General features: G+C 74.0%; 21 protein-coding genes and 3 tRNA genes. 10 read left to right on the top strand and 14 right to left on the bottom strand.

Annotated elements, in window-relative coordinates; genetic code table 11:
* Positions 1–45: 45 nt before the first annotated feature.
* Positions 46–897 (top strand): catalase, encoded by an 852-nt coding sequence (locus SMD11_RS16160; protein ID WP_087927122.1) that lies wholly within the window; start codon positions 46–48, stop codon positions 895–897.
* A gap of 252 nt (positions 898–1149) precedes the next feature.
* Here SMD11_RS16160 and SMD11_RS16155 read toward each other — a convergent pair whose 3' ends face one another.
* Positions 1150–2415 carry an MFS transporter gene (locus SMD11_RS16155; protein ID WP_087927121.1) on the bottom strand — a complete coding sequence of 422 codons (1266 nt, stop codon included), beginning with the start codon at positions 2413–2415 and terminating at the stop codon, positions 1150–1152.
* A 112-nt stretch (positions 2416–2527) separates the two neighbouring features.
* Between SMD11_RS16155 and SMD11_RS16150 the strand changes: the two genes are divergently transcribed.
* Positions 2528–3127, top strand: coding sequence for a TetR family transcriptional regulator (locus SMD11_RS16150; protein ID WP_087927120.1), 600 nt, complete (start codon positions 2528–2530; stop codon positions 3125–3127).
* 228 nt (positions 3128–3355) lie between these two features.
* Here SMD11_RS16150 and SMD11_RS16145 read toward each other — a convergent pair whose 3' ends face one another.
* Positions 3356–8269 carry a PAS domain-containing protein gene (locus SMD11_RS16145; RefSeq protein ID WP_087927119.1) on the bottom strand — a complete coding sequence of 1638 codons (4914 nt, stop codon included), beginning with the start codon at positions 8267–8269 and terminating at the stop codon, positions 3356–3358.
* A gap of 201 nt (positions 8270–8470) precedes the next feature.
* Positions 8471–8950, bottom strand: coding sequence for an SSI family serine proteinase inhibitor (locus SMD11_RS16140; RefSeq protein WP_087927118.1), 480 nt, complete (start codon positions 8948–8950; stop codon positions 8471–8473).
* 207 nt (positions 8951–9157) lie between these two features.
* Here SMD11_RS16140 and SMD11_RS16135 point away from each other — a divergent pair.
* The 3 genes from SMD11_RS16135 (at position 9158) to SMD11_RS16125 (ending at position 9770) form a co-directional block, all read left to right on the top strand.
* Positions 9158–9248: transfer RNA gene (locus tag SMD11_RS16135), tRNA-Ser, on the top strand.
* Positions 9249–9575: 327 nt separating this feature from the next.
* Positions 9576–9648 (top strand) — tRNA-Arg (locus SMD11_RS16130).
* A gap of 48 nt (positions 9649–9696) precedes the next feature.
* Positions 9697–9770, top strand: a tRNA-Met gene (locus tag SMD11_RS16125).
* A 51-nt stretch (positions 9771–9821) separates the two neighbouring features.
* Here the strand turns inward: SMD11_RS16125 and SMD11_RS16120 are convergent.
* Positions 9822–10706 (bottom strand): TIGR03620 family F420-dependent LLM class oxidoreductase, encoded by an 885-nt coding sequence (locus SMD11_RS16120; RefSeq protein WP_087927117.1) that lies wholly within the window; start codon positions 10704–10706, stop codon positions 9822–9824.
* Positions 10707–10843: 137 nt separating this feature from the next.
* On the opposite strand from SMD11_RS16120, the gene SMD11_RS16115 reads away from it, so the two are divergent.
* The 3 genes from SMD11_RS16115 (at position 10844) to SMD11_RS16105 (ending at position 14320) form a co-directional block, all read left to right on the top strand.
* Positions 10844–11632 carry a response regulator transcription factor gene (locus tag SMD11_RS16115; RefSeq protein WP_087930548.1) on the top strand — a complete coding sequence of 263 codons (789 nt, stop codon included), beginning with the start codon at positions 10844–10846 and terminating at the stop codon, positions 11630–11632.
* Positions 11633–11707: 75 nt separating this feature from the next.
* Positions 11708–13222, top strand: a complete 1515-nt coding sequence (locus tag SMD11_RS16110) for an MFS transporter (RefSeq protein ID WP_087927116.1) — start codon at positions 11708–11710, stop codon at positions 13220–13222.
* A gap of 300 nt (positions 13223–13522) precedes the next feature.
* Positions 13523–14320, top strand: coding sequence for a TetR/AcrR family transcriptional regulator (locus SMD11_RS16105; protein ID WP_087927115.1), 798 nt, complete (start codon positions 13523–13525; stop codon positions 14318–14320).
* Positions 14321–14474: 154 nt separating this feature from the next.
* On the opposite strand, the gene SMD11_RS16100 is transcribed toward SMD11_RS16105, so the two are convergent.
* Entirely contained in the window at positions 14475–16121 is a 1647-nt protein-coding gene (locus SMD11_RS16100; RefSeq protein ID WP_087927114.1) for an MDR family MFS transporter, read from the bottom strand.
* Positions 16122–16187: 66 nt separating this feature from the next.
* Positions 16188–16673, bottom strand: coding sequence for a MarR family winged helix-turn-helix transcriptional regulator (locus SMD11_RS16095; protein WP_087927113.1), 486 nt, complete (start codon positions 16671–16673; stop codon positions 16188–16190).
* Positions 16674–17155: 482 nt separating this feature from the next.
* Here SMD11_RS16095 and SMD11_RS16090 point away from each other — a divergent pair, with 482 nt between their 5' ends.
* Positions 17156–17377 carry a hypothetical protein gene (locus SMD11_RS16090; RefSeq protein ID WP_087927112.1) on the top strand — a complete coding sequence of 74 codons (222 nt, stop codon included), beginning with the start codon at positions 17156–17158 and terminating at the stop codon, positions 17375–17377.
* A gap of 67 nt (positions 17378–17444) precedes the next feature.
* Here SMD11_RS16090 and SMD11_RS16085 read toward each other — a convergent pair whose 3' ends face one another.
* From SMD11_RS16085 to SMD11_RS35905, 5 genes are all read right to left on the bottom strand, one after another.
* Positions 17445–18278 carry a hypothetical protein gene (locus SMD11_RS16085; RefSeq protein WP_087927111.1) on the bottom strand — a complete coding sequence of 278 codons (834 nt, stop codon included), beginning with the start codon at positions 18276–18278 and terminating at the stop codon, positions 17445–17447.
* 83 nt (positions 18279–18361) lie between these two features.
* On the bottom strand, positions 18362–19195 hold the full coding sequence (locus SMD11_RS16080) for an RNA polymerase sigma factor SigF (RefSeq protein ID WP_087927110.1): 834 nt from the start codon (positions 19193–19195) through the stop codon (positions 18362–18364).
* 188 nt (positions 19196–19383) lie between these two features.
* Complete coding sequence (locus SMD11_RS16075; protein ID WP_087930547.1) at positions 19384–20253, bottom strand: RNA polymerase sigma factor SigF; 870 nt, start codon at positions 20251–20253, stop codon at positions 19384–19386.
* Positions 20254–20514: 261 nt separating this feature from the next.
* Positions 20515–20808 carry a Dabb family protein gene (locus tag SMD11_RS16070; RefSeq protein ID WP_087927109.1) on the bottom strand — a complete coding sequence of 98 codons (294 nt, stop codon included), beginning with the start codon at positions 20806–20808 and terminating at the stop codon, positions 20515–20517.
* Between the two features lie 10 nt (positions 20809–20818).
* Positions 20819–20983: a hypothetical protein gene (locus SMD11_RS35905; RefSeq protein WP_170116743.1), complete on the bottom strand. Its 165-nt coding sequence runs from the start codon at positions 20981–20983 to the stop codon at positions 20819–20821.
* 711 nt (positions 20984–21694) lie between these two features.
* Between SMD11_RS35905 and SMD11_RS16065 the strand changes: the two genes are divergently transcribed.
* The gene (locus tag SMD11_RS16065; protein WP_234366060.1) at positions 21695–22039 is read left to right on the top strand and encodes an STAS domain-containing protein; all 345 of its coding nucleotides are present in this window, start codon (positions 21695–21697) and stop codon (positions 22037–22039) included.
* Positions 22040–22111: 72 nt separating this feature from the next.
* On the opposite strand, the gene SMD11_RS16060 is transcribed toward SMD11_RS16065, so the two are convergent.
* The 3 genes from SMD11_RS16060 to SMD11_RS16050 form a co-directional block, all read right to left on the bottom strand.
* Entirely contained in the window at positions 22112–22462 is a 351-nt protein-coding gene (locus SMD11_RS16060) for an STAS domain-containing protein (RefSeq protein WP_087927108.1), read from the bottom strand.
* Positions 22463–22614: 152 nt separating this feature from the next.
* Positions 22615–23385, bottom strand: a complete 771-nt coding sequence (locus SMD11_RS16055; protein ID WP_087927107.1) for an alpha/beta hydrolase fold domain-containing protein — start codon at positions 23383–23385, stop codon at positions 22615–22617.
* Between the two features lie 29 nt (positions 23386–23414).
* A complete protein-coding gene (locus SMD11_RS16050; protein WP_199843894.1) occupies positions 23415–24947 on the bottom strand; it encodes an FAD-binding oxidoreductase in 1533 nt (510 codons plus the stop codon).
* Between the last annotated feature and the right edge of the window lie 278 nt (positions 24948–25225).

Below are 25225 nucleotides of genomic sequence, written 5' to 3'. Positions count from 1 at the left end.
CGGTGACCGATTCACTTCCGCCGCCGGGCTCGTAACGTCGGCACCATGCAGCCCTCCCCCGCACCACCCTCAGCTCCCGCAGGGGTCGTCGGCGCCGCTTCCCGCGACCGCCTCCCGCACACCCGAGGCGTCTGGGTCACCGGCCGCTTCGACCCGTCGCCCGAGGCCGCCGCGCTCGGCACGGCCGCGCTGCTGACCGGCGCCGAGGTCCCCGTCGTCGCACGCTTCTCCAGCATGCTCGGCGGGCGGGACGGCCACGACGGCGCGCCCGGCGAGCAGGGCCTCGCGGTGCGCTTCCACGCGGGCGACGGCGGCGAGATGGACCTGCTGGCCGGCACGCTGCCGGTGTTCTTCGTCCGCACCGGCGCGGACATGCTCGAATACCTGCGGGCCGTCCGCTCGCCCGACCCGGCGGCCGTCGCCGCGTTCCTGGAGCGCCACCCGGAGGCGGCCACGGCGACGGCCCTGGCGGAGACGGCCCGGCCGGCCGAGAGCTTCACCGGCGTGGCGTACCACGCCGTCCACACCTTCGGCCTGGTCGACGCCGCCGGCCGGACCCGCTGGGCCCGGCTGAGCTGGCAGCCGGAGCGCCCGCTGCCCGCGCTCACACCGGACGCGGCGCTCGCCCGCCCGGCGGACTACCTCACGGCGGACCTCCCCCACCGCCTCCCCGCCCGCTTCCGCCTCACGGCCCAACTGCCCTGCCCGGACGACGCGCCTGTACTCCACGACCCGACCCGCCTGTGGTCCCAGGAGCCGGCCCGGACGGCGGTGCTCGGGACGCTGGTGCTGGACGCGGTGTACGTGCCGCCGCGGGGGTGTGAGCCGCGGTTCGACGGGGGGCGGGTGCCGGAGGGGTTCGTGGCGCCGCGGGTGGGGGTGGCGGGGTGGGGGTGAGGGGGGTGCGGGTTGCCGCTGCGCGGGGCTTTTCCCCAGCCCCGCCCCTTCCCGTAACTGGGGGCTTCGCCCCCAGACCCCCGGTTCCGCGCTGACGCGCGGGGTGTCCTCAAGCGCCGGACGGGCTGATTTTCAGCCCGTCCGGCGCTTGAGGACCGGGGTCCGGGGCGGAGCCCCGGTATCGGGAAGGGGCGGGGTGGGGAAAGGCCCGCCGCAGGCGCACCCCGCACCCGCACCCCGCACCCCCACCCGCTACGCGCCCCCGCCCCGCCGCGCCGCCCCACCGACCCACCCCGCCACCATCCACACACACGCGATACCGCACACCCCGTTCCAGCCCCACCACGCGAACGCCGGCCCCGCCAGCGCCGACGCCGACGCCCCGCCCAGGAACCCCGTCACCACGTACGCCGTGTTCGCCGAGGCCGGCTTCGCCGTCGCGCCCAGCGCCCGCGTCTGGTTGGCGACCTGACCGGCCATCAACCCGGCGTGGATCAGTACGGCGGCGGCGTAGAGCGCCCAGAGCCGGTGGCCGCCGAGCCAGAAGAGCGGCAGGGACAGCGCCGCGAGGGCGTAGCCGGACGTCACGACGCGGCGCGGGCCGAAGCGGTCGATGAGGGTGCCGGAGACCGGGGCGACGGCGCTGGAGACGAGGCCGAACAGGCCGAAGAGACCGGCGGTCGCGGTGGACAGGTGAAACGGTTCATCAGCTGTCAGCAGCAGGGCCAGCGTGGTCCACAGGGCGCTCCAGGCGCCGAACAGGCCTGCCTGGCGCAGGCACGCCGCCCGTAGCTCCGCCGACGCCCTCATCAGGCCCGGCAGTCCCGCGACGGCCTTGAGGGGGCGGGCCCGGCGGGGCGGGCGGGTCTCCGCCGGGAGCAGGGCGGCGGTCAGCAGGCCGATGCCGACGGTCAGGACCGCCGCGCCGTAGAAGACGGCCCGCCAGCCGTACGCCTGGCCGGCGATCCCGCCGAGCACGCGCGCCGCGACGATGCCGGTGAACAGGCCGGCCACCACCGCCGCCACGTGCCGGGCGCGGCGCTCCGCCGGGGCCCGCTCGGCGACGAGCGGGACGAGCAACTGCGGGACGACCGTGGCGGCGCAGGCCACCAGCACGGCGGCGGCCAGCGCGGGCAGGCCGGGCGCGAGCGCGGCGGCGACGAGCGCCAGGCCCGCGAGGCCGGACAGGACGCCGACGAGGCGGCGCCGGTTCGCGGTGTCACCGAGCGGGGCGAAGGCCAGCAGGCCGAGGGCGTAGCCGAGCTGGGCCACCGACGCCACCCAGCCGACGGCGGAGGGCGCGACGCCGAAGTCCTCGGCGATCAGTCCGAGGAGCGGCGCCGCGAGGTAGATGTTCGCGGCGGTGACGGCGGTGCACAGGGCGATGACGGACAGCAGGACGCCGTTGCGCGGACCGGTCCGCCGGCCACCGGTGCCCGGGGTCCCGGCGCCTCCGCGCGCGGCGGTGCCGGCGGCCGCCCCGGCGGTTCCTGAGCTGGTGCGGATGGGTGTCGGCATGGGTGGTGGACGCTCCCGGGAGGCTGGCTGGAAGTTATAACCAACTGGTTGGTTATAACTTTGCGGCCACGCGCCCAGGGCTGTCAACCGAATAGTTGGTTACCCTGTGTGCATGGCAGTAGTCAGGGACCCCGAGGCCACCAAGGCGCGCATCTTCGCGGCGGCCACCGCCGAATTCGCGGCCCACGGCATCGCCGGCGCGCGCATCGACCGCATCGCGCGCGAGGCCAAGGCCAACAAGCAGCTCATCTACGCCTACTTCGGCGACAAGGCCGAACTGTTCTCCCAGGTCCTCCAGCGGGCCCTGCTCGACCTCGCCAGCGCGAACCCGGTCGACGCGGACGACCCGGACGGCTACGTCGACCGCCTCATGGAGTACCACCGCGTCCACCCGGAACTCCTGCGCCTGCTCCTCTGGGAGGGCCTGGAGTACGGCACGGCCGAGATCCCCCACGAGGCCGAGCGCCGGGCGAGCTACGAGGCGAAGGCGGGAGCCTTCGCCGCCGCCCAGGAGAAGGGCACGGTGGAGCGGATCCTCCCGCCGCAGGACCTGGTCTTCATGATCAGCGCACTCGCGGGCTGGCCGTCGGCCGTACCGCAGTTCCGGCGGCTCCTGGTGGGGGAGACGGAGGCGGACGAGGCCCGCCTGCGGGAGTCCGTGCGGACGGCGGCGCGGCGGCTGACGGGGCGGGACGAGGGCGGGCGGGCCTGACGGTTGCCGCTGCGCGGGCCTTTTCCCCACCCCGCCCCTTCCCGAACCGGGGCTCCGCCCCGGACCCCGGTCCTCAAACTCCCCCAGCTACCGCTGGGAGGTGCCCCCAGACGGGCTGAGTTGTCGCCCGGAACCGGGGGCCCGGGGGCTTGCCCCCGGTTACGGGAAGGGGCGGGTAGGGGACAAGGCCCCGCGCAGCGGCAACCCCCCCGCACCCACCCCCGCCGATCAGCCCGTACCGATCTTCGACAACAGATCCACGATCCGCCCCTGCACCTCCGTGCTCGTCGAGCGCTCCGCCAGGAACAGCACCGTCTCCCCCGCCGCCAGCAACGCCAGCTGCGCCGGATCGGCTTCCGGCGACGTGTAGACCACCAGCGGCGTACGGGCCAGCAGACCGTTGCCTCGCAGCCAGTCGACGATGCCCGCGCGGCGCCGCCGCACCTGCATCAGGTCCATGACCACGAGGTTCGGCCGCAGCTGCGCCGCGAGCGTGACCGCCTCCGCGTCCGTCGCCGCGCGCGCCACCTGCATCCCGCGCCGCTCCAGCGTCGCCGTCAGCGCGAGCGCGATCGGCTCGTGCTCCTCGATCAGCAGCACCCGGGGCGGGTGCATCTCGCTGTCGCGCGGCGCCAGCGCCTTGAGGAGGACGGCCGGGTCGGCCCCGTACGCCGCCTCGCGCGCCGCCTGGCCCAGACCGGCCGTCACCAGCACCGGGACCTCCGCCGCGACCGCCGCCTGGCGCAGTGACTGGAGCGCCGTGCGGGTGATCGGGCCGGTCAGCGGGTCGACGAAGAGCGCGGCCGGGTACGCCGCTATCTGCGCGTCGACCTCTTCGCGCGAGTGCACGATCACCGGGCGGTAGCCGCGCTCGGTGAGGGCCTGCCGCGTGGAGTCGTCCGGCGCCGGCCAGACCAGCAGCCGGCGCGGGTTGTCCAGCGGCTCCGGCGGCAGCTCGTCGTCCATCGGCGGACGGGGGGCGTTCATGACCTCCACCGCGCCGTTGGGCCCGTCGAGCGGCTCGGGCCCCTCGGAGCCCTCGTCCGGCGCGCCTATGGCGAACGCGCGCCCCTCCGGGCCCCCGAGCGGCTGCGGCCGGGCCGCGCTCGGCTGCGTGGTGCGCGCCTCGCGCTCGCCCTCGGCGGGGTTGCCCAGCTTGCGGCGGCGTCCCGAGCCGACGGGGGTCCCGCCGGGCGGGGTGTCCCCGGCGCCGGGGCCCTGCCCGAGCGTACGGACGCTGATCTGTCGGGCCTTGTCGGCCTGCGGTGCCGCGCCCGGCTCCTCGGCGAGCGCGCGGCGGGCCCGGCGGCGGCCGGTCGGCGCGTCGGCCTGCGGCGGCGCGTCCGCGCCCGGCGTGGTCTCCGGCCGCTCGCTCCGGCCGGGGCCGTCGGCCTCCTGCGGATGCGGCGTGCCGAAGGGGGCCGGGGCTCCCGGGAGCGCCCCGGCACGGCCGGGGGCCTCCCCGGACGCGTCCGCGCCCTGCGGGTGCGGCCCGGGGCCGTCCTGACCAGCGGGGCCGCCGCCCGCCCGGCCCTCGGGGGCCTGCTGCGGGTACGGGGGTGCGAAGGGCACGCCGGGTGCGGGCCGGGGCACCTGCACGCCGCCCTCGGGCCGCGCCGCCGCGTCCGCCGGTACGGGTCCGGTTCCGTCGGCGGGTGCGGCGGTGGGCTGCGGGACGGGTCCGCCGAGTCCCGGGTGCGGGACGGTACCCGGAGCGGCGGCGTCGGGGCCGAACGGGCCCGCTCCGGGAGCGGCGCCAGGCCGTCCCGGAAGGTTCGGGGCGGGCGCGGCGCCGGGCTGCGGAACGGGACCGGTCGCGGGCCCGTCGCCGTCGGCGGGCCGGGGGACGGGCCCGCCGAGCCCCGGGTGCGGCACGGTGCCCGGCCGCCCGGGCATGTCGCCCGCCGGGCCCTCGGCGCCGAACGGACCAGGTCCCGCGGCACCCGGGACGCGGCCCGCGGGCGGCACGGGCCCGTTCGGCCCGGCGCCCATGGCCTCGGCACCGAAGGGACCGGCCGCCGGGGCGTCCGCGCTGTACGGGCCCTGGGGTGCCTGGCCGGGGCGGGGCGGAGTGGTGCCGCCACCGGGGTGGTTCGCGGGGTCGGCGGCATAGGCGTCCGGGCCCGCCTGCGGCGCGGGGCCGTTCGGGCGGGCGCCGGGGACGCCGGTGCCGAACGGGCCCTGGCCCGGCCGGGGCGCGGCGGGGCTGCCATCGGGGTCGGCGGGGTACGCGCTCGGGCCCGTCTGTGACGTGGGGCCGTTCGGGTCCACGTCGGGGTTCTCCGCGCCGTACGGACCGGGCGTTCCTCGGCCGGGGCGGGGCGCGTCGGGGCCCGCCCCGGGGTGGTTCGCGGGGTACGCGTCCGGGCCCGCCTGCGGCGCGGAGCCGTTCGGGCCGGTGCCCGGGTGGTCCGTGCCGAACGGGCCCTGGGGTGCCTGGCCGGGGCGGGGCGGAGTGGCGCCGTCACCGGGGTGGCTCGCGGACCCGGTGGCGTACGGCCCCTGGCCCGCGCGGGGCGCGGCAGGGCCTCCACCAGGGCGTTCCGGGGTGCCGGCGGGGTACGGTCCCTGGCCCGCGCCGGTCGGCGCGCCGTCAGGGCCGGCGCCCGGGTGGTCCGTGCCGAACGGACCCTGCGGCACCTGGCCCGGACGGGGTGGGACGCCACCCGCACCGGGACGGTCCGCGGCGCCGACGGCGTACGGCCCCTGGCCCGCGCCGCCCTGCGCTCCGTCCGGGCCCGTACCCGAGGGCTCCGTGCCGTACGGGCCCGGTGCCGCCTCGCCGCCCGGCCGCTCCGGCCGGTTCTGCGGGGGCACCCCGCCGTAGGGCGCCGCCGCGCCCTGGCTCACCCGGGCCGCGAGCGCGTCGCCCGCCCGCGCCCCGGGGGCGGGCTTCGGCGCCGGGGCGTCCGGGCCCGGTGCCTCGGTGGACGGGAGGGCCGTCGCGCTCGGGGCGTCGGAGCCGGGGGTGCGGTCGGCGGCTGCCGGGGGAAGGGCGAACACCGCCCGGGGAGCGGCCGGTTCCGCACTCGCCTGGCCCGGAATGGGACGCTCCGCTTCCGCCAGGGAGCGGCGGGCGCGTCGCCCGGAAGGTGCCGCCGCCGGGACGGACTCCCCGGGCGGGACGGACCCGGGCGTGCGGTCGGCCTCCGCCGGAGGCAGCGCGAACGCGGCGCGCGGGGCCTCCGCGACCTGGTCGCGGGGCTGGTCACGGCGGGCCCGGCGGCCCGTCGGCGCGGCCGTGCCCTGCGGCGGCACGAGGCCGCTCACGTCCGCGGGCCGCTCCTCGTCCGTACGCGGCCGCGCCCGCCGGCGCCCCGTCGGCTGGGGCTGCGGCGGGGACTGCTGCTGAGAGGGAGACGGGGACTGCGGCCGCCCGGCCGCCTCCGCCGGGGAAGCCGGGGCCGCCGGAGCGACCGGCACGGCCTCGCCGGCCGCGCCGCGCTTGGCCCGCCGGCCACCCCCGGCGGTGCCTCCACCGCTCGTACCGCCGTCGCCGCTGCCACCGCCGGCGGGCCCGTCACCGCCGTCACCGCCGCTGCCCTTCCCGGCGGCGTCCCCGCCACCGGGAGCCGCGGCGCTCTCCGTGCCGCGCGCCCGCTGCGACGGCACCGGCATGACCGTCGTCGCGTTCATCGTGTCCGTCGCCGAGCGCTCCGCCGTGGCGGACGCGGACACCGGGCCGGCCTTCGCCGACACCGGCACCTCCAGGACGTAGGCGTGCCCGCCCGCCGCCCCCGGCAGGTCGTGCGTCTGGAGCACCCCGCCGTGGCCGCGCACGATGCCGCGCACGATCGGCGCGTGCACCGGGTCGCCGCCCGCGTACGGGCCCCGGACCTCGACGCGCACGACCTCGCCGCGCTGCGCCGCCGCCACCACGATCGTCCGGTCCCCGGCGGGCGCCGCGGCACCCGCCGGCGCGCTGCCCGTCGCGTCGACGCCCGCGACGTCCGCGATCAGGTGCGCCAGCGCCTGCGCGAACCGCTCCGGGTCGACCTCCGCCTCGATCGGCGGCGCGTGCACCGCGAACTGCGCCCGGCCGGGGCCGATCAGCTCGACCGCGCCCTCGACGCCCGCCGCCACGACCTCGTCGAGGGAGACGCTCTCCCTCGCGAGCTTCGCCTCGCCCGCGTCCAACTGCTGATATGCCAGGACATTGTCGACAAGCGTGGTCATCCGCGCGTAGCCGGCGGAGAGGTGATGCAGGATCTGGTTCGCCTCGGGCCACAGCTGTCCCGCCGGGTCGGCGGCCAGCGTGCCGAGCTCGGCGCGCAGTTGTTCCAGCGGCCCGCGCAGCGAGCTCTCCAGGACGGCCAGCAGCTGGGCGTGGCGGGCCGCCAGCGCGTCGTGGGCCCGGCGGTCGGTGAACGTCATCACCGCGCCGACCAGCTGGTCACCGTCGCGCACGGGCGCGGTCGTCAGGTCGACGGGCACCGCGCGCCCGTCCTTCGCCCACAGCACCTGCCCGCGCACCCGGTGCTTGCGCCCCGAGCGCAGCGTGTCCGCGATGGGCGATTCGTCGAAGGGGAACGGCGTGCCGTCCGGGCGCGAGTGATGAATGAGCGGGTGCAGCTCCTTGCCGCCGAGGTCGCTCGCGCGGTAGCCGAGGATCTGTGCGGCCGAGGGGTTGACGAGGACGACCTTGCCGTCGGTGTCGACGCCGACCACGCCCTCCGCCGCCGCGCGCAGGATCATCTCCGTCTGGCGCTGCTGACGGGCGAGTTCGGCCTCGGTGTCGAGGGTGCCGGTGAGGTCGCGGACGACCAGCATCAGCAGCTCGTCGCCCGTGTACGGCTGGTGGTCGGCGTAAGGGGTGCGGCCGTCCTCCAGATTGGCGCTGGTGACCTCGACGGGGAACTGCGAGCCGTCGGTGCGCCGGGCGACCATCCTGGTCGGCTTGGTGCGATTGTCCGCGTTGTCCGGGAGGCGCATCGAGCCGGGGATGCGCCGCGAGTCGAAGTCCGGGAGCAGCGAGAGCAGTCCACGGCCGACGAGCCCGGTGCCGGGCACCTCGAAGGTCTCCAGCGCTATGTGGTTGGCGTTGACGACGGTGCCGTTGCAATTGACGAGCAACAGGGCGTCGGGGAGGGCGTCGAGTATGGCTGCGAGGCGAGCAGCGCCTCGGGATGGCCTGCTGCTCACGACGACGCTTCCTCCCTGGTTACCGCACCTTGCCGACCGCGCCGGGCGGCGGCGGCACTCTTCCCCGCCGCCTTTCGGCGTGTCACTGGAGGGAAGTCTAAGGGCTGTGGAGGCGGGGGCGACGGCGGACGACGCGTGCGGCGAGGCGCGTCGAGGGGCCGCTCCGGGGCGTCCTGCCGCAGGCCGGACATGCCTCTTGTGTCAGCTCTTGGTGGTGCTCTTCGGGCCTTCGAGGAGGCCGGAGAAGCGGTTCCAGCGCTCGATCTCGCAGCCGTTCTTCCGGTTGAACTCGGCGTTCACCCGCCGGCCGACCCACGTTCCGGTGACCCGCGCCCGCTGCGGCCCGCCGTAGATCATCGTGCAGACGCTGTCCTTGGGGACGGCCGCGAAAAGGTCCCTGCCCCAGTGCGTCTGGCGGTCGAGCTGCGCGCACGCCTCCTTGGCGTTGCGGTACGTACCGCCGTCGGGGTGGCAGTAGAGGTGGTGCGTGCCGCTCCAGGAGCCGCTGTCGGTGACCGTGACGACGAGGTGGTCGCCGTGCTCGGTGCCGGGCAGCGGCAGCGGCAGGGCGCTCGCGGCGGCGGGGGCGGCGAGCAGCGCGGGGGCCAGGGCGAGCGCGGCGAGGGCGAACCGGGCGGGACGCGGGAGACGGGCGTGGCGGGGGAGACGGGACACGGACATCTGTGGGGCTCCAGAGCTGTGGCGGGACCGAAGGGGCCGGAGCGGACCCTTCACCCGTCTAACGCGCCGGGCGGCAACGCGTTGCGCGTCGGCAAACGTCTTTGCCCCCACGGGTGAAAGCCCGGTACCGTAGGGATCGATTGGTGGCGGGCCGCAAGGCTGTGTCATCATCTGCACGCACCACTCGCGCATGCGCGGGTGAATGCTGGAGGCGTCGCCTAGTCCGGTCTATGGCGCCGCACTGCTAATGCGGTTTGGGACTTAAATCCCATCGAGGGTTCAAATCCCTCCGCCTCCGCAGGTGCCGGAAGCCCCGGCCGTCCTCGTGACGGCCGGGGCTTTTCGCATGGACCCCGGGGCTTTTCGCACGGACGGCCGGGGTGCGGTCCGGGCCGGGCGCTTTTCCGGCTCCGGTTGCGGCCGGGTGTCCGTCCGGTCGCGCCCGCGTTCCGCCGGGTGTCCCCGGCCCGCCCCGCACCCCCCTCGGCGATCTTCTCCGGAGGGCCTCCAGAGCCTGTTTTCGCAGGTCGGAGCGGGTGGGGGGAATGGATTTCGCGTCACGGCGGAGTTCATGTAATGTTGTCCACGCAACGTCGACCGGCAAGAAAAACCGCCGGGAAGCCGAGCGCTCGTAGCTTAACGGATAGAGCACTTGACTACGGATCAAGAGGTTGCAGGTTCGAATCCTGCCGAGCGCACAGCCGAGGAACCGGATCCCAGATTCTGGGGTATGGTTACTCGACCGTCGCGGGGTGGAGCAGCTCGGTAGCTCGCTGGGCTCATAACCCAGAGGTCGCAGGTTCAAATCCTGTCCCCGCTACTAAGACCGAAGGCCCGGTACTCACGTACCGGGCCTTCGGCGTTCCCCCGGTCAGCCACCGAGGGGCAGCGCCTCCGCGAGCGCCCGCCATTCGGCGCGGGGCAGGGCGGCGCGCTTCGTCAGCACCCCGGGCACCACGACCTGGACGGCGACGTGGTCGGCGCCGGCCGCCAGGAACTCCTTCACCCGGCCCGCTATCGCCTCCGCGTCACCGAGGGCGAAGACCTCGTCGAGCAGCCGGTCGCTGCCGTTGCCCGCGAAGTCCTCCTCGGTGAAGCCGAGCCGCAGGAGGTTGTTGGCGTAGTTGGGCATCGGCAGATAGAAGGACAGGTACTCGCGCGCCGTCTCGCGGGCGCGGGACAGGTCGGCGTCGAGGACGACCTTCAGCTCCGGGGCCAGCACGGGGCCCTCGCCGAGGAGCTCGCGGGCCCGCGCGGTGTGCTCGGCGTTGACCAGGTACGGCAGTGCCCCGGCCGCCCGCTCGCCGGCGAGCCGGACCATCTTCGGGCCGAGCGCGGCCAGCATGCGCCGCCCGGCCGGCAGCGGCACGGGTGCCTCGTCCAGGGCCGTCAGGTAGTCCTTCATCGCGGAGTACGGGCGCGCGTAGTCCTTGGCCAGGTGGCCGTGGCTGGCCCCGAGCCCGAGGACCAGCCGCTCCCGCCGCTCCGGGGTGAGCGCCGCGTACCCGGCGGCGACCTCGGCCGCCTCCTCGTTCCAGATGCTGGCGATGCTGGTGCCGACGGTCACCCGCCGGGTCGCCTCCAGCAGCCGGGCGGCCTGGTCGAGACGGGGGCTGCCGCCGATCCAGAGCGTGCCGTAGCCGAGTTCCTCCAATTCGGCCGCCGCTTCGCGGGCTTCGCCGGGCAGGTCGGGTTCGTCCGACCGGAATGCCGTGCTCCAGATGCCGATCGTGCCGAGGTCTGTGGTGAGTGCCATGCGAGCGTCAACCGGAGGTTGATTCCGGTTATTCCGATCTTGGTCCACGGATTTCCGGCGCCCGGCCCGGGGGATTCTCAGGCGAATCACAGGTACGCGAAAGGCGGCTCTCACCCGCCGCCCCCACGCTCGTGACCATGACCGCCACCGCCCGCACCGCACCGCCGCGCGACCGCCTGTCGCGCGACCATCCGACGCACGGCGACCTGCCGCACCGGGACCTGCCGCACGGCGGCGAGCGCGCCGTGCGCGTCCTGGTCGTCGACGACGAGGCGCCGCTCGCCGAGCTGCTGTGCCTGGCCCTGCGCTACGAGGGCTGGGACGTGCGGACGGCGGCCGACGGCGAGGGCGCGGTCCGCGCCGCCCGGGACTTCCGGCCGGACGCCGTCGTCCTGGACGTGGCGCCGCCCGACATGGACGGGCTGACCGTCCTCGGCCGGCTGCGCCGCGACCACCCCGGCGTGCCGGTCCTCTTCCTCACGGCCGGGGACGCGGGTCCCGGCCGCGTCGCCGGGCTCACCGCGGGCGGCGACGACCACGTCGCCAAGCCGTTCGGCCTGGAGGAGGTCGTCGCCCGGCTGCGCGGGCTGCTGCGCCGCTCGCGCGCCGCCACGCCGCGCGAGGGCTCCGTCCTGACCGTCGGTGACCTGGTGCTGGACGAGGACGGCCGCGAGGTCTCCCGCGGCGGTGCGGAGATCCGGCTGACCGCCACCGAGTTCGAGCTGCTGCGCTTCCTGATGCGCAACCCGCGCCGGGTGCTGAGCAAGTCCCAGATCCTCGACCGCGTCTGGTCCTACGACTTCGGCGGCCGGGCCAACGTCGTCGAGCTCTACATCTCCTATCTGCGGCGGAAGATCGACGCCGGGCGCGAGCCGATGATCCACACCCGGCGCGGCGCCGGCTACCTCATCAGGCCCGCCGGATAAAACGCTTGTACGGCGTAGAGGGAACCTTGTACGGTGTACAGCGCTTCACCTCTACACCGTACAAGGGGGCTTTCCATGACCGCGACGACCGCGGACACACCCGACGCCACGGCGGAGATCCCGCCGCGGCGCAATCCCACCCGCTGGGTGATCCTCGGAGTGATCTGCCTCGCCCAGCTCACCGTGCTGCTCGACAACACGGTGCTGAACGTCGCGATCCCCTCCCTCACGGCCGACCTGCGGGCGTCCACCTCCGACGTGCAGTGGATGCTCAACGCCTATTCGCTGGTCCAGGCGGGCCTGCTGCTCACCGCCGGCAACGCCGCCGACCGCTACGGGCGCAAGAAGATGCTGATGACCGGCCTCGCGCTGTTCGGCATCGGCTCGCTCGCCGCGGGGCTCTCGGAGAGCACCGGGCAGCTGATCGCCGCCCGCGCGGGCATGGGCGTCGGCGGCGCGCTGCTGATGACCACCACGCTCGCCGTGATCATGCAGGTGTTCGACGCGGACGAGCGCGCCAAGGCCATCGGTCTGTGGGGCGCGGTGAGCTCCCTGGGCTTCGCCGCGGGCCCGCTCGTCGGCGGCACGCTGCTCAACCACTTCTGGTGGGGCGCGATCTTCCTGGTCAACCTGCCGGTGGCCGCGCTCGGTCTGCTCGCCGTGGCCCGGCTCGTACCGGAGTCGAAGAACCCCAGCGGTGACCGCCCGGACCTGCTCGGCGCCCTGCTGTCCACCGTCGGCATGACGGGCGTGACGTTCGCGATCATCTCCGGGCCCGAGCACGGGTGGACGTCCGCCCGGGTGCTCTTCTCGGCCGGGGTGGGCGTGCTGGTCCTCGCCGCCTTCGCGCTGTGGGAGCAGCGGATCCCGCACCCGATGCTGGACATGCACTTCTTCCGCGACAGCCGCTTCGTGGGCGCGGTCTCCGGCTCCGTCCTGGTGGCCTTCGGCATGGGCGGCTCGCTCTTCCTGCTCGCCCAGCACCTCCAGCTCGTCCTCGGCTACGACCCGCTGGAGACCGGGCTGCGGATGTCGCCGCTGGCGCTGATGATCGTCCTGCTCAACCTCACGGGTGTCGGCGCCCGGCTGCTGCCGAAGGTGGGCACGCCCGTCTCGATCGCGGGCGGCATGACGCTGCTGGCCGCCGGGCTCGCGGCCGTCGCGGTGCTGGGCGCGGACGGCTACGGCGGGATGCTGCTCGGCCTGGTGCTCATGGGCTCCGGCATCGCGCTCTCGATGCCCGCCATGGCCACCGCGATCATGTCGGCCATCCCGCCGGAGAAGGCGGGCGTGGGCGCGGGCGTGAACGGCACGCTCCAGGAGTCCGGCAACGGCCTGGGCGTCGCGGTGCTCGGCGCCGTCCTCAACTCCCGCTTCGCGGCGCTGCTGCCCGCGGCGGCGGTGGGCGCGGGGTCCCTGCCGGAGGCGCTCTCGCTGGCGCGGACGGACGCGGACCGGTCGGCGGTCGCGGACGCGTTCGCCTCCGGCGTGCAGTCGAGTCAGCTGGTGGGGGCGGGGGCGGTGCTGGTGGGGGGTGTGCTTGCCGCGGTGCTGTTGTGGCGGGCGGAGCGGAAGGTTGTACGGGGTTGAGTGCGGGTGCGGGTGCGGGTGCGGAATCGCGGGTGGGTGCGGCTGCGCGGGCCTTTTTCCCCAGCCCCGCCCCTTCCCGCCGCATCCGATGTGCGGCTCCGCCGCGTGCGGGGCTCCGCCCCGGACCCCGGTCCTCGAACTCCCCCAGCTACCGCTGGGAGGTGCCCCCGGACGGGCTGAGTCGTCGCCCGGAACCGGGCCGAAAGCAGACCGTCCGGCGTAGCGGAACGGTGATTAAGGGCAAACGGGGCGCACGGCCTAGCATTCAGGCATGTGTCGACGGTGAGAGGGAGAACGCGCATGCCGGGTGGGAGTCGGGCGGGGCGGCCGCGTCCCAGTGTGTGGCTGGCCGGGGCCGGGACCGCGGCTCCCAAGCGCAAGGCGGAGGGCGGCGACGGGACCGCGCTCGACCGGGAGCGCATCGTCGCGGCCACGGTGCGGCTGCTCGACGCCGAGGGGCTCGCGAAGTTCTCGATGCGGCGGCTGGCCGCCGATCTCGGGGTGACCGCCATGTCGGTCTACTGGTACGTCGACACCAAGGACGACCTCCTGGAGCTCGCGCTCGACGAGATCTGCGCGGAGCTCTCCACCCCGGACCTCGCCGACGAGGGCGCCGACTGGCGCGACCAGCTCCGCGGGCTCGCCACGGAGTACCGGGACCTGCTGCTCGCGCACCCCTGGGCGAGCCAGCTGCTGGGCCGGTACCTCAACATCGGCCCGCGCTCGATGACGTTCGCCGAGTCCACCCTCGCCGTGATGGCGCGCAGCGGGGTCGCCCCGGAGAAGCGGGCGGGGTCGCTCGCCGCCCTCTTCCAGTTCATCTACGGCTTCTGCACCATCGAGGCGCTCCACGAGGAGCGCTCCCGGGCCTCCGGCGTCTCCATGGACGAGTACTTCCGGCAGGTCACGGAGCTGGTCGCGGACCGGCCCGAGTTCACCGAGAACTACGGGAACGCGGGCGAGCTGCTCCGTGACGGTGGCGACGACGCCGTCAGCACGATGCGGAAGCAGACCTTCGACATCGCCCTGGAGACGGTGATCGCCGGGATGGAGGCCCTCCGGGACCGGGCGGAGCCCACGGCGGCCGGGGACGCGTGAGGCCCCGGTGCGGTGCGCGCCGGCCGTCCCCTGCCTGCTTCTGCGCACCCTCACCGGGGCCGGTTCCCGGGAACACCCTTTGCCGTTCGGTTCCCGGGGGCCGCCGTCCGCCCGCGCGCTCCGCTCGAGGCGCGCGACCGGACGACGGGGTCTGTCAGCCGCCCTGCCGGGCGGGAGTCGCCTCGGTCGGTGCCGGGGCCGTGGTGGAGGCGGACGTCGTGCCACCGGCCTGCGCCGACAGCTTGACCTCCTTGATGAAGAGCGTGATGACGAAGGCCAGCAGCGCGCACGGGGACGCGTAGAGGAAGACGTCACCGACGGCGTGGCCCCAGCTGCTCTCGAAGACCGTCCGGATCGGGGCCGGCATCGCGTCGAGCTTGGGGATCCCGCCGCCCGAACCGCCCTTGGCGGCGGCCTCCGCGGCCTTCGGGCCGAGGGCGGTGATGCCGTCCTTGACGTAGTCCGTCACCCGGTGGCCGAGCACCGCGCCGAGCGCCGAGACACCCACCGCGCCGCCCAGGGAGCGGAAGAAGACGACGACGGAGCTGGCCGCGCCCAGGTCCTTGGGGGACACCTGGTTCTGCGTGGCGAGCACCAGGTTCTGCATCATCATGCCCATACCGAGACCCACCAGCGCCATGTAGATCGCCAGGTGCCAGTACGGGGTGTCGTAGCGCATCGTGCCCAGTAGACCGAGGCCCGCGGTGAGCAGCACACCGCCCGAGACCAGCCAGGACTTCCAGCGGCCGGTCTTGGTGATGATCAGGCCGGAGATCGTCGACGACAGGAACAGGCCGCCGATCATCGGGATCGTCATCACGCCGGACATCGTCGGCGACTTGTCGCGGGCGAGCTGGAAGTACTGCGAGAAGAAGACCGTGCCGCTGAACATCGCGATGCCGACGAAGAGACTCGCGGCCGAGGCCAGGGTGATCGTCGTGTTGCGGAACAGCCGCAGCGGGATGATCGGTTCGGACGCCTTGGACTCGACGTAGACGAAGACCGCGCCGAGCACGACCGAGCCGGCCACCATGACGTAGGTCTGCCAGGACAGCCAGTCGTAGTTCTTGCCGGCCAGCGTCACCCAGATCAGCAGCAGCGTCACCGAGGCGGTGATGAAGAACGCGCCCAGCCAGTCGACCTTGACGTCCCGCTTCACGACCGGGAGCTTCAGCGTCTTCTGGAGCACGATCAGCGCGATCACCGCGAACGGCACGCCCACGTAGAAGCACCAGCGCCAGCCGAGCCAGTCGGTGTCGGTGATGACACCGCCGAGCAGCGGGCCGCCGACGGTCGCGACCGCGAAGGTCGCGCCGAGGTAGCCGCTGTAACGCCCGCGCTCCCGGGGGGAGATCATCGCCGCCATGATGATCTGCGCCAGCGCCGACAGGCCGCCGACGCCGATGCCCTGGACCACCCGGCAGGCGATCAGCGTGCCGGTGTTCTGCGAGAGACCGGCCACCACGGAGCCGGCGACGTAGACGATCAGGGCTATCTGGACCAGCAGCTTCTTGCTGAACAGGTCGGAGAGCTTGCCCCAGAGCGGGGTGGACGCGGTCATCGCCAGCAGCGAGGCCGTGACGACCCAGGTGTAGGAGGACTGGCTGCCGTGGAGGTCGGAGATGATCTCCGGCAGGGCGTTGGAGACGATCGTCGAGGACAGGATCGCCACGAACATGCCGAGCAGCAGCCCGGACAGCGCCTCCATGATCTGCCGATGCGTCATGGGGGCGTCGGAGCCGGCGGGGCCTCCGTGCTTGTCGTGGACGGCCCCCACACCGGCGGGTGTGGTCTTAGCCATTGAGTTTCTTACTCCTGATCTCCTGGTAGGGGAGGTGGGTTCGGGAACGAAGGGGGGAAAGGGGGGTCAGCCCGCCACCGCGGCCTCCGCCGCGGGCACCGGCTGGTGCTGGGGCGGCCGGGCCCGGCAGTCGCCGAAGCTCGTCCGCAGCCGCGCCAGGAGGCCGGTGAGGGCGCCGATGTCGTCGTCCGACCAGTCCTGGAGGCAGGTGGCCAGCGCCTCGGTGTAGCGCGCGGACACCTCCCGCAGCAGCGCCTCGCCGTCCGGGCTCAGACTGAGCAGACGGGAGCGCCGGTCGGCCGGGTCGGGGTGCCGTTCGAGCCAGCCGTGCTCGGTCGCGTAGGTGACATGACGGCTGGTCACCGACATGTCGACGGCCATCAGTTCGGCGAGCCGGCTCATCCGCAGCTCGCCGTGCTTCTGGACCAGCGCGAGCACGACGGCGGACGCGGGCGAGCAGTCAGGGGGGAGCAGCCGGCCCAGATCGCGCCGGACGGCCGCGACGGCACTCAGCTGCCGGGCGAGCTCCTCGTACTGCTCCTGCGCGGCCACGCGCCACCCCTTTCGGTTGCTTGAGGCAACCATAGAAGCAGTTATTGGTTGCTGAAGGCAAACGAAATCATCCCTTTCCGGGTAAAGGAACCCTCAAGAGCTTGCCGGTGGGGTGTAAAGGGGCAGGTGGGAGGGGTTGGGGGAGCCGTCGGGGGGCTGGGGTGCGGCTGGGGTGCGGCGGGGGTGCCGGTGCGGGTGGGTGCGGAATCGCGGGTGGGTGCGGCTGCGCCGGGCCTTTCCCCACCCGCCCCTTCCCGCCGCATCCGATGTGCGGCTCCGCCGCGTGCGGGGCTCCGCCCCGGGCCCCGGTCCTCGAACTCCCCCGGCTACCGCTGGGAGGTGCCCCCGGACGGGCTGAGTTGTCGCCCGGAACCGGGGCCACGGGAACTCCCCGGTTTCATGAAGGGGCGCGGTTGTCGTCCGGTCGCCGAAGGGTGGCCCGGCGCGCGCTCCGTACTCCCTCTTCGCTAGGGTCCTGGCCTATGGCCAACCCCCATCAGCAGAACCCCGAGGGCTCCTACGACCCGGCGGGCAGCACCCAGATGTTCCGCGCCTTCGTCGACGAGGGCACGACCGGCCGCCGCGCGGCGGCCCCGGCCGCTCCGGCCGCCACCGCCTCGTCCGGGCCGCGGGCCGGCGTGATCATCGGTGTGGTCGTCGCGATCGCCGTGATCGCGGCGGTGGCGTGGCTGGCGCTCGGCTAGCGGGAACGTTTCCGGGACTCTTCCGTCCTGACCCTTCCGTCCTGACCTTTCCGTCCTGCCCGTTCCCTCAGGGGCGTTCCGTCAGGGACGCCGCGTCCGACCAGTCCGCCGTCACGTCCCGCGTCTCGACGTGCCAGCCCAGCGGTACCCGCCAGGCGTCGACGCAGACCGTCCAGGCCGGTTCCGCCTGCCCGCCCGCGGCGATCGGCACGGGGAGCGGCGCGGTGGAGCGTACGGTCACCCAGTCCACGCCGAGCGGGCCGATGACATGGGTGCCGAAGGTGACCGTGCCGGCCGTCACCGGACGGCCGCCGGTGTTGTGGAGGGGGACGGTGACCCGCTCGCACCAGCGCCGGCCCTCGTCGGGTTCCCGTCGCGGCGTGCCGACGGTGAGCTTCGCGGGGCGGGTGGGCGAGGGGGCGCCGCTCGGTGCCGAGGGGGAGGGGGCCGGGGGTTCCGGCGGTCGGCCGCCGCCCGGTCCGGGGCGCGGTCCTGAAGGGGAGTGTCCGCCGCCCGGGCCGCCGCCGGGTGGTCTCCCGGGGTGGGGCGAGGCCTGTCCGGAGGGTCCTGCCGAGGTCTTCGGCGGCCCTGGGGCGCTCGACGGGGCGTGCGGTGCTGCCGTGGAGTCCTTCGCGGGGTCGTCCGAAGGAGCCGAGGCGTGGTCCGAAGGCTTTCCGGTGGGTGTCGCGGACGGTCCGGATCCGCTGTCCAGCGGAACCATCTCCACACCGCCCCTGGGCGGTACGGCCCCGTCCACCGATCGGGACGAGCCGGGTCCGGCGGCCCCCGTCGCGACATAGCCGTCGCGGTCACTACCGCCGCATCCCGCCATCAGTGTCCCCAGGACGAGCGCGGCGGCACCGGCGGAAGCGGAGGCGGAGACTATCGTCTTCCGTCGCATCGGCACAGTGTGGCTGACGACTCGTCAGGTGTACATACACCGGCCGGCGGCCGGTGCGTCCGGGGAGTGGCGCCCGGACGTGGTCAGTCGGCGATGAGTCCTTCCCGGAGCTGCGAGAGCGTCCGTGTGAGCAGCCGGGAGACGTGCATCTGGGAGATGCCGACCTCCTCGCCGATCTGCGACTGCGTCATATTGGCGAAGAAGCGGAGCATGATGATCTGCCGCTCGCGGGGCGGCAGCTTCGCCAGCAGCGGCTTGAGCGACTCGCGGTACTCCACGCCCTCCAGGGCGCTGTCCTCGTAACCCAGGCGGTCCGCGAGGGAGCCCTCGCCGCCGTCGTCCTCGGGGGAGGGGGAGTCCAGTGAGCTGGCGGTGTAGGCGTTGCCCACGGCCAGGCCGTCGACCACGTCGTCCTCCGAGACGCCCAGGCACAGGGCGAGTTCGGGGACGGTCGGCGACCGGTCGAGCTTCTGCGCGAGCTCGTCGCTCGCCTTCGTCAGGGCGAGCCGGAGCTCCTGGAGCCGGCGCGGCACCCGCACGGACCAACTGGTGTCACGGAAGAAACGCTTGATCTCCCCGACGACCGTCGGCATCGCGAAGGTCGGGAACTCCACCCCCCGTTCGCAGTCGAAACGGTCGATCGCCTTGATCAGGCCGATGGTGCCGACCTGGACGATGTCCTCCATCGGTTCGTTGCGGCTGCGGAAGCGGGCCGCGGCGTAGCGCACCAGGGGGAGGTTGAGCTCGATGAGGGTGTCGCGGACGTACGTACGCTCCGCGCTGTCCCTGTCGAGCGCGGCGAGCCGCAGGAAGAGCGAGCGGGAGAGGGTGCGGGTGTCGATGGCTTCGCAGTCGTCGAGCACGGCGTGCGGTGCGTCGTTGGCGAGCACCTTCGCGCTGCCCAGGTCTACGGACATGCCACCCCCTTGAGGTCGCGGACGGGTCACAGCAACTCCCTCGTGCGAGGGGTTCAGCCTCCACCTGAATACCGGAGGCCGGGCTGTGGCAAACGCAGTTCCAGCAGAATGTCACATGTCGGCAACACGCTGTAGCGTCAAGTCGACATATCTGCCCACTGACATCGGAGGGGTGTCACCCGTGAGGGTTAGGCATCGATTCGATTTGCGGACCGCAGCCGGGCGAAGGACCGGGAGAGCAGCCGGGAGACGTGCATCTGGGAGACGCCCAGCTCGGCGCTGATCTGCGACTGCGTCAGATTGCTGTAATAGCGCAGCAGCAGAATGCGCTGCTCGCGCTCCGGCAGTTGGACGAGCAGATGGCGCACGAGGTCCCGGTGTTCGACCCCGGCGAGTGCGGGGTCCTCGTAGCCGAGCCGGTCCAGCAGGCCGGGCAGCCCGTCGCCCTCCTGGGCGGCCTCCAGCGAGGTGGCGTGGTAGGAGCGGCCGGCCTCGATGCAGGCCAGCACCTCCTCCTCCGGGATCCGCAGCCGCTCGGCGATCTCCGCGGTGGTGGGCGTGCGCCCGTGCAGCACCGTCAGGTCCTCGCTCGCGCCGTTGACCTGCACCCACAGCTCGTGCAGCCGGCGGGGGACGTGGACGGTGCGGACGTTGTCGCGGAAGTAGCGCTTGATCTCGCCGACGACGGTGGGCATCGCGAAGGTCGGGAACTGCACCCCGCGGTCGGGGTCGAAGCGGTCGATGGCGTTGATGAGGCCGATGGTGCCGACCTGGACCACGTCCTCCATGGGCTCGTTGCGGCTGCGGAAGCGGGCCGCGGCGTAGCGCACCAGGGGGAGGTTGGCCTCGATCAGGGCGGCCCGTACGCGGGTGTGCTCGGAGGTGCCGGGGGTGAGGGTGACGAACTCCTTGAAGAGCACCTGGGTGAGCGCGCGGGCGTCCGCCCCCCGGCTGCGCGGGCCCGGGCCGGGCTCCTGGTCCTCCGGCTGCGGGGCGGGGCGCGGGGTGGTGCGCGGCGGGGTCTCGGGCGTGGCTTCGGGGACGGTACGGGCCGACACGGTCACGCCACCCTTCACGGTCAACTCATCCGGCAAAAGCGGTCATAGCATCACAAGACATGTGCACTGTGTGCAAGCACCGCATAGAGCCGTGTTGGCGCAAAACGGACCCCTCGCCGGGGTGGCGAGGGGTCCGCTGGGAAAGGGGTCGCGAAGGGGTGCCGCGGGGGTCTGCCGGGGGCGCCTGCGGGGCGCCGACCAGGCATCGGAGAGCTGCCGGCGGGGTCGCCCGCGGGGCGCCGGCGGGAGCTCGCGAACCGCTCAGAACGGGTAGTCGGCGATCACCCATGTGGCGAATTCGCGCCACTGCGCGACGCCCGCCTGGTGGGCCGGGTGGTCCAGGTAGCGCTGGAGCGCCTCGGGGTCCGCGACGGCGGAGTTGATGGCGAAGTCGTAGGCGATCGGCCGGTCCGAGATGTTCCAGGCGCACTCCCAGAACTCCACCTCGGGGACGAGGCCGCCGAGCTTCTCGAACGCCTGCACGCCGGCGACGACACGCGGGTCGTCGCGCTCGACGCCCTCGTTGAGCTTGAACAGGACGAGGTGACGGATCACGGGTCTGCCCTCAGTTGATCAGCTGGGTCATGAACTCACCGACGCTCTTGGCGGCGTCCGAGATGCCCTCGAACCCTATCTGGACGAGCTCGGCCGACCGGGCGGGGGAGTGGATGATGGTGTAGGCCACGAAAATGCCGACGGCGTAGAGCGCGATCTTCTTCGCTTTGGCCACGACGCACTGTCTCCCCTGTTGTCCCCGGTGCCTCGGCGGTCGCTCCCGACGCCGGTGGCGCTGTGATCGCGAGAGTCTAACCGGCCAACCGTACGTATGGACGAATACGGCGCGGGGCGGCCGGCGCGTCCTCACCGGACCTTTAAGGACCAAAGGCCCGGCAAGGAGGGCCCTTCGGCCGCACGACGGGCTCCCGCGGGGGCGGAGGATGGGGGTAATGGCCCTCGGATCTGGCAGGAATCCGCCGGGGCCAGGGACATGACCTCACTGCGGGGTCCGGGCCGCGACTCCCCCCGACTGCGGCCCGTGACTTTGAGGGCGTGTCCTCGCCGGGGGGAGCGGCTTTCCCCCCGATGCCGCTTCCCCCGACCTGCACTTCTCCTTCCCCTTCTCTCCTGTCCTCCCCGGCCCTTCCCCGCGGCGCCCCGGACACCTCGGCGCGCGCCTTCCGCGCCACCCCCGCGCGCACCCGTTCGCCCCGCGGCGCGCCTGAGCCCCTGAGTGCTCCCACGCGGTCCGGGCCCACCCTCTCCGGCCGTCCCGGCCCCCTCGGCCCTCCCACGGCGTACCGCCGAATGCCATGAGCGGCGATCACAGCTTTGCGACGTAGGTGAGATTCATGTACTGCCGGGGCACCAAAAGGTGGACGGCATATGCGGCCGAGGGAGGTCGGTGAGAGGCGACATGGGCGCGGAGTGGCCCTCCTTCGCCATGAGTGAGCGTGTGGCGAGCGGGGCGATCATCATTGAACTGCACGGTGAAATAGATATTTTGGCGGAACAGGAGCTCGGGCCGCGGGTGGACGCGCTGACGGAAAGGTTCCGGGCGGATGTCGTCATCGATCTCCGCGGGGTGACGTTCCTGGACGCGAGCGGGCTGCGGCTGCTGCTGAGGGCCCGGGAGCGGGTGCTCCGGAGAGGCGGACGGCTGCGCCTGGTGCGGGGCGCTCCGCGGGTCTTCCGGGTGCTGCGGGTGACCGGGGTCGAGGGCGGGTTCACGATCGTGGACGCGTTCCCGTACGGGCGCGTGGGGGAGGGCGGGAGCGTGCCGGCGTAGGAGGCGGACGCCCTCTCTCCAGGGCCCGTGATCCCCGGGGCCCGCCGGGGTTCCGCTCCCGGGCGTCCCCGGCTACCGGGGGACTTCGTCCAGGGTGCGGAACACCGGCATCACCTCGCGCAGGCCCGTCAGCGCGAACACCTTCCTCGTCAGCGGCGCGGGCGCCACCACGTACAGCGCCATGCCCTCGTCCCGTGCCAACTGCCGTGCCTCCACCAGCACCGAGAGCGCCGTCGCCGTCGCGAAGCGGGACGCGGAGAGGTCGGCGACCAGGGCGCGGCAGCGGCCGCCGTGGTCCTGGATGATCGTGCGCAGGGCGCCGCGGACGTCCGGGGCGTTCCCGATGTCGACCACGTCGGGAAAGGCGACCACGCAGTGGGCCGACATGACGTGGGCCGGCATGGTGTGGGTGGGCACCTGCATGAGGTCCTCTTCAGGGTGCTTCCTGCGACCTGGTGAAATCCGCGGACGGATCTTTATTGCCGCCCGCTTCCCGGGCCGCTTCCCGATCCGAGAGAATTCCACCACATTCGCCGTGGGCTCCAAGTAAAACCGAGGACATTCTCCGGAATCCCCTACACCAGCGGTAGAATTCCCGGCCGCACGAGTCCCCTTGACGCCTCCAGCAGTGCCCGGACCGTGGTCCGGCCGCCCTCGACCGCGTGCGGCGCGGTGTCGGGCACACAGCGGCCGGCCGCCGGGTCGAAGCGGGTCATGACGACCCCGGCGTGATCCGTCGGCACCTCCTCCAGACCCACCGGCCAGCCGTGCCGGCCGAGGGCCGCCGCGAACCGCCGCGAGGAGACGCTGTCCAAGGTGTCGTCCCGGGTGCCGTGCACCAGCCGTACGGGCACCCGGGCGGCGGCGTCCTCCCACTCGGCGAGGTCGTCGAGGGGCACCCGCCCCGTGGTGCGCGCCGGGAGGTCGTACCGTCCGGCGATGCCGACGACCGCGCTGGGACGCGGGTGGCCGGACGGGCCCGGGTGCGTGGCGAGACCCGCGGCGGCGCCCGCCCCCGCCGACCACCCCGCGACCACGAGCCGGCCGGCGTCACCGCCGTGCTCCGCCGCGTGGTCGTGGGCGTGGGCAAGGGAGTCCAGCAGGTGCGCCCGGCCGCGGTCCGGTGCGTCGGAGCGCCAGTCCGGGACGAAGACCACCAGGCCCCGGGCGGCGGCGGCCCGCGCGACGGGCGCCATCATCGCCCGTTCGTCCGGCCCCGCGCCGTGCCACAGCAGTACGACGGGTGCGCCCCCGGCCCCGGGCCCGCCGGCGGGCCCGTAGACGTCGACGGCCTTGCCGTGCGCCCCTTGGACAAGCGTGTGCGTCGCTACTAACTCACTGGTCACACAGGTCACCCTATGCGGCGTGCGTCGCGTCAGTCGATGCCCTGCGCGAAGCGGAAGAAGCCGTACGGGTCGTAGGCCCGCTTGACCGCGCGCAGCCGTTCGTAGTTCTGTCCGTAGTACGCCTCGCGCCAGTCGCGCAGCGCCGGGTCCATGTAGTTCTGGTACGAACGGCGGTTGGACCACGGGAGGACGGCGGCGTACCCGCCGTCGGCCCAGGCCTGCGCGGCCTCCCGCTGCTCCCTCGCGGGCGCCGGCGTGGTGAGGCCGGCCTGGTAGTCGGCCTCGAAGAGGGCGTCCCGGTGGACGAAGGCGGTGGCCTTCGGGTCCACCTCGTTGATCCGCCCGCCGTAGGCGAACAGGCCGAGGAAGCGGAACTGCCCCGGCCGGAGCGCCGCTTCGAAGGCCCGCAGGGCCTCCTGGGCGGCCTGCGCGGTCCAGGGCCGGGTGAAGTAGAGGTTCCGGCCGGTGACGTAGTTGTCGCGCGGCAGCCGCGCCTGCGGGGAGTAGCCGGTCCGGTGGCACTCGGGGACGCTCCGGTCGGCACAGCCGAAGATCTTCATCATCCCGGCCCGGTAGGGGAGTTCGGCCGCCTCCCGGGTGAGCGGGCGCGCCCCGGCCGCCGCGACGAGCTGGTCGAGAAGCCGGTCGCACACCCCGGCGGTACCCGCGAAGGTGCCGCTGACCTGCACCGCCGGCTCGATGCCGGCCGGGCCGTCGGTGGCGAGCGTGACCGACAGCTCGGCGGCGAGCTCCACCGGGCCGGCCGCGATCCACTGCTGCCACGCGAGCATCGCGTCGGCGGCGGCCGCCCACGCGAACGTCAGGGTGAAGACCACCATCGACGGCAGCCGGGTGGGCCGCACCTCGTACTCGGTGACGACGCCGAAGTTCCCGCCGCCCCCGCCGCGCAGCGCCCAGAACAGATCGGCGTCCTCCCGCTCCGAGCAGCGGGTGACGGTGCCGTCGGCGAGCACCACCCGCGCCGACACCAGCCGGTCGCAGCCCATCCCGAACCGCCGGGCGTGCGGCCCGAGCCCGCCGCCGAGCAGCCAGCCGCCCGCGGCGACGGTCGGGCAGGTGCCCCCGGCCACCTGGACGCCGTACGGGTCCAGGGCGTGCACCACGTCCACACCCTGGCCGCCGGGGCCCAGCCGGACGGTGTCGCGGCCAAGCCGGACCGCGTTCAGCCGGGACACGTCGATCACCAGCCCGGGGGTCGTCGAGTAACCCGCGAAGCTGTGGCCGCCGCTGCGCGCGGCGACGGCGAGCCGGTGCTCCCGCGCGAACCGCACGCACGCCGTGACGTCGGCGGCGCTCGCGCAGTACGCGACGGCCTGCGGCTCGACGGTGTCGTACTGGGCCAGCTGGAGCTGCTTGGCCACGGGGTACGACGGGTCGGCGGGCAGCACGAGTCCGCCGGTCAGCCGCTCACGCAGGCGGGCCCAGGGGGCGCCCGCCGCGAAGGCGCGGGCCCGGCCCGGCAGGGGGACGCCGCCCGCCATGAGTGCTCCGGCGGCGCCGATCCCGGCGCCGGCTCCGACGAGCGACCTTCTGCTGATCAATGGAAGTTCCTCCCCCGTGGGCCCCGCGGAAGCGCGGGGCGAAACCGGCCACGCCTCTTCCGGCCATGGCCGGTATCGCGTGTCCGGAGGGACGGTATGCAGCGGCCCGGGGTAACTCCAGATGTATTCCGGTGGCCGGGCGCAGTCAGTCAAGTCCGTTTCTGGAACTTAGAATTCCGAGCCCATTCGGAGCGCAGCGTCAGGGCCCGCCCGTTCCGTTCACGCTGGGTGAGTGATGGTGGATCATCCACCACCCGTCCGGTGTGCCAGGTGACTTA

Origin of the sequence: Streptomyces albireticuli (assembly GCF_002192455.1) — a bacterium.
Lineage (GTDB): Bacteria > Actinomycetota > Actinomycetes > Streptomycetales > Streptomycetaceae > Streptomyces > Streptomyces albireticuli_B.
Note: the sequence above shows the minus strand (reverse complement) of the source record. Positions and strands in the feature narration are given on the sequence as shown.

Excerpts from the sequence above, each read along its gene's own strand:
- SMD11_RS16160 (WP_087927122.1), top strand. The coding sequence starts at position 46 with ATGCAGCCCTCCCCCGCACCACCCTCAGCTCCCGCAGGGGTCGTCGGC.
- SMD11_RS16155 (WP_087927121.1), bottom strand. The coding sequence starts at position 2,415 with ATGCCGACACCCATCCGCACCAGCTCAGGAACCGCCGGGGCGGCCGCC.
- SMD11_RS16150 (WP_087927120.1), top strand. The coding sequence starts at position 2,528 with ATGGCAGTAGTCAGGGACCCCGAGGCCACCAAGGCGCGCATCTTCGCG.
- SMD11_RS16140 (WP_087927118.1), bottom strand. The coding sequence starts at position 8,950 with ATGTCCGTGTCCCGTCTCCCCCGCCACGCCCGTCTCCCGCGTCCCGCC.
- SMD11_RS16120 (WP_087927117.1), bottom strand. The coding sequence starts at position 10,706 with ATGGCACTCACCACAGACCTCGGCACGATCGGCATCTGGAGCACGGCA.
- SMD11_RS16115 (WP_087930548.1), top strand. The coding sequence starts at position 10,844 with ATGACCGCCACCGCCCGCACCGCACCGCCGCGCGACCGCCTGTCGCGC.
- SMD11_RS16110 (WP_087927116.1), top strand. The coding sequence starts at position 11,708 with ATGACCGCGACGACCGCGGACACACCCGACGCCACGGCGGAGATCCCG.
- SMD11_RS16105 (WP_087927115.1), top strand. The coding sequence starts at position 13,523 with ATGCCGGGTGGGAGTCGGGCGGGGCGGCCGCGTCCCAGTGTGTGGCTG.
- SMD11_RS16100 (WP_087927114.1), bottom strand. The coding sequence starts at position 16,121 with ATGGCTAAGACCACACCCGCCGGTGTGGGGGCCGTCCACGACAAGCAC.
- SMD11_RS16090 (WP_087927112.1), top strand. The coding sequence starts at position 17,156 with ATGGCCAACCCCCATCAGCAGAACCCCGAGGGCTCCTACGACCCGGCG.
- SMD11_RS16085 (WP_087927111.1), bottom strand. The coding sequence starts at position 18,278 with ATGCGACGGAAGACGATAGTCTCCGCCTCCGCTTCCGCCGGTGCCGCC.
- SMD11_RS16080 (WP_087927110.1), bottom strand. The coding sequence starts at position 19,195 with ATGTCCGTAGACCTGGGCAGCGCGAAGGTGCTCGCCAACGACGCACCG.
- SMD11_RS16065 (WP_234366060.1), top strand. The coding sequence starts at position 21,695 with ATGAGTGAGCGTGTGGCGAGCGGGGCGATCATCATTGAACTGCACGGT.
- SMD11_RS16060 (WP_087927108.1), bottom strand. The coding sequence starts at position 22,462 with ATGCAGGTGCCCACCCACACCATGCCGGCCCACGTCATGTCGGCCCAC.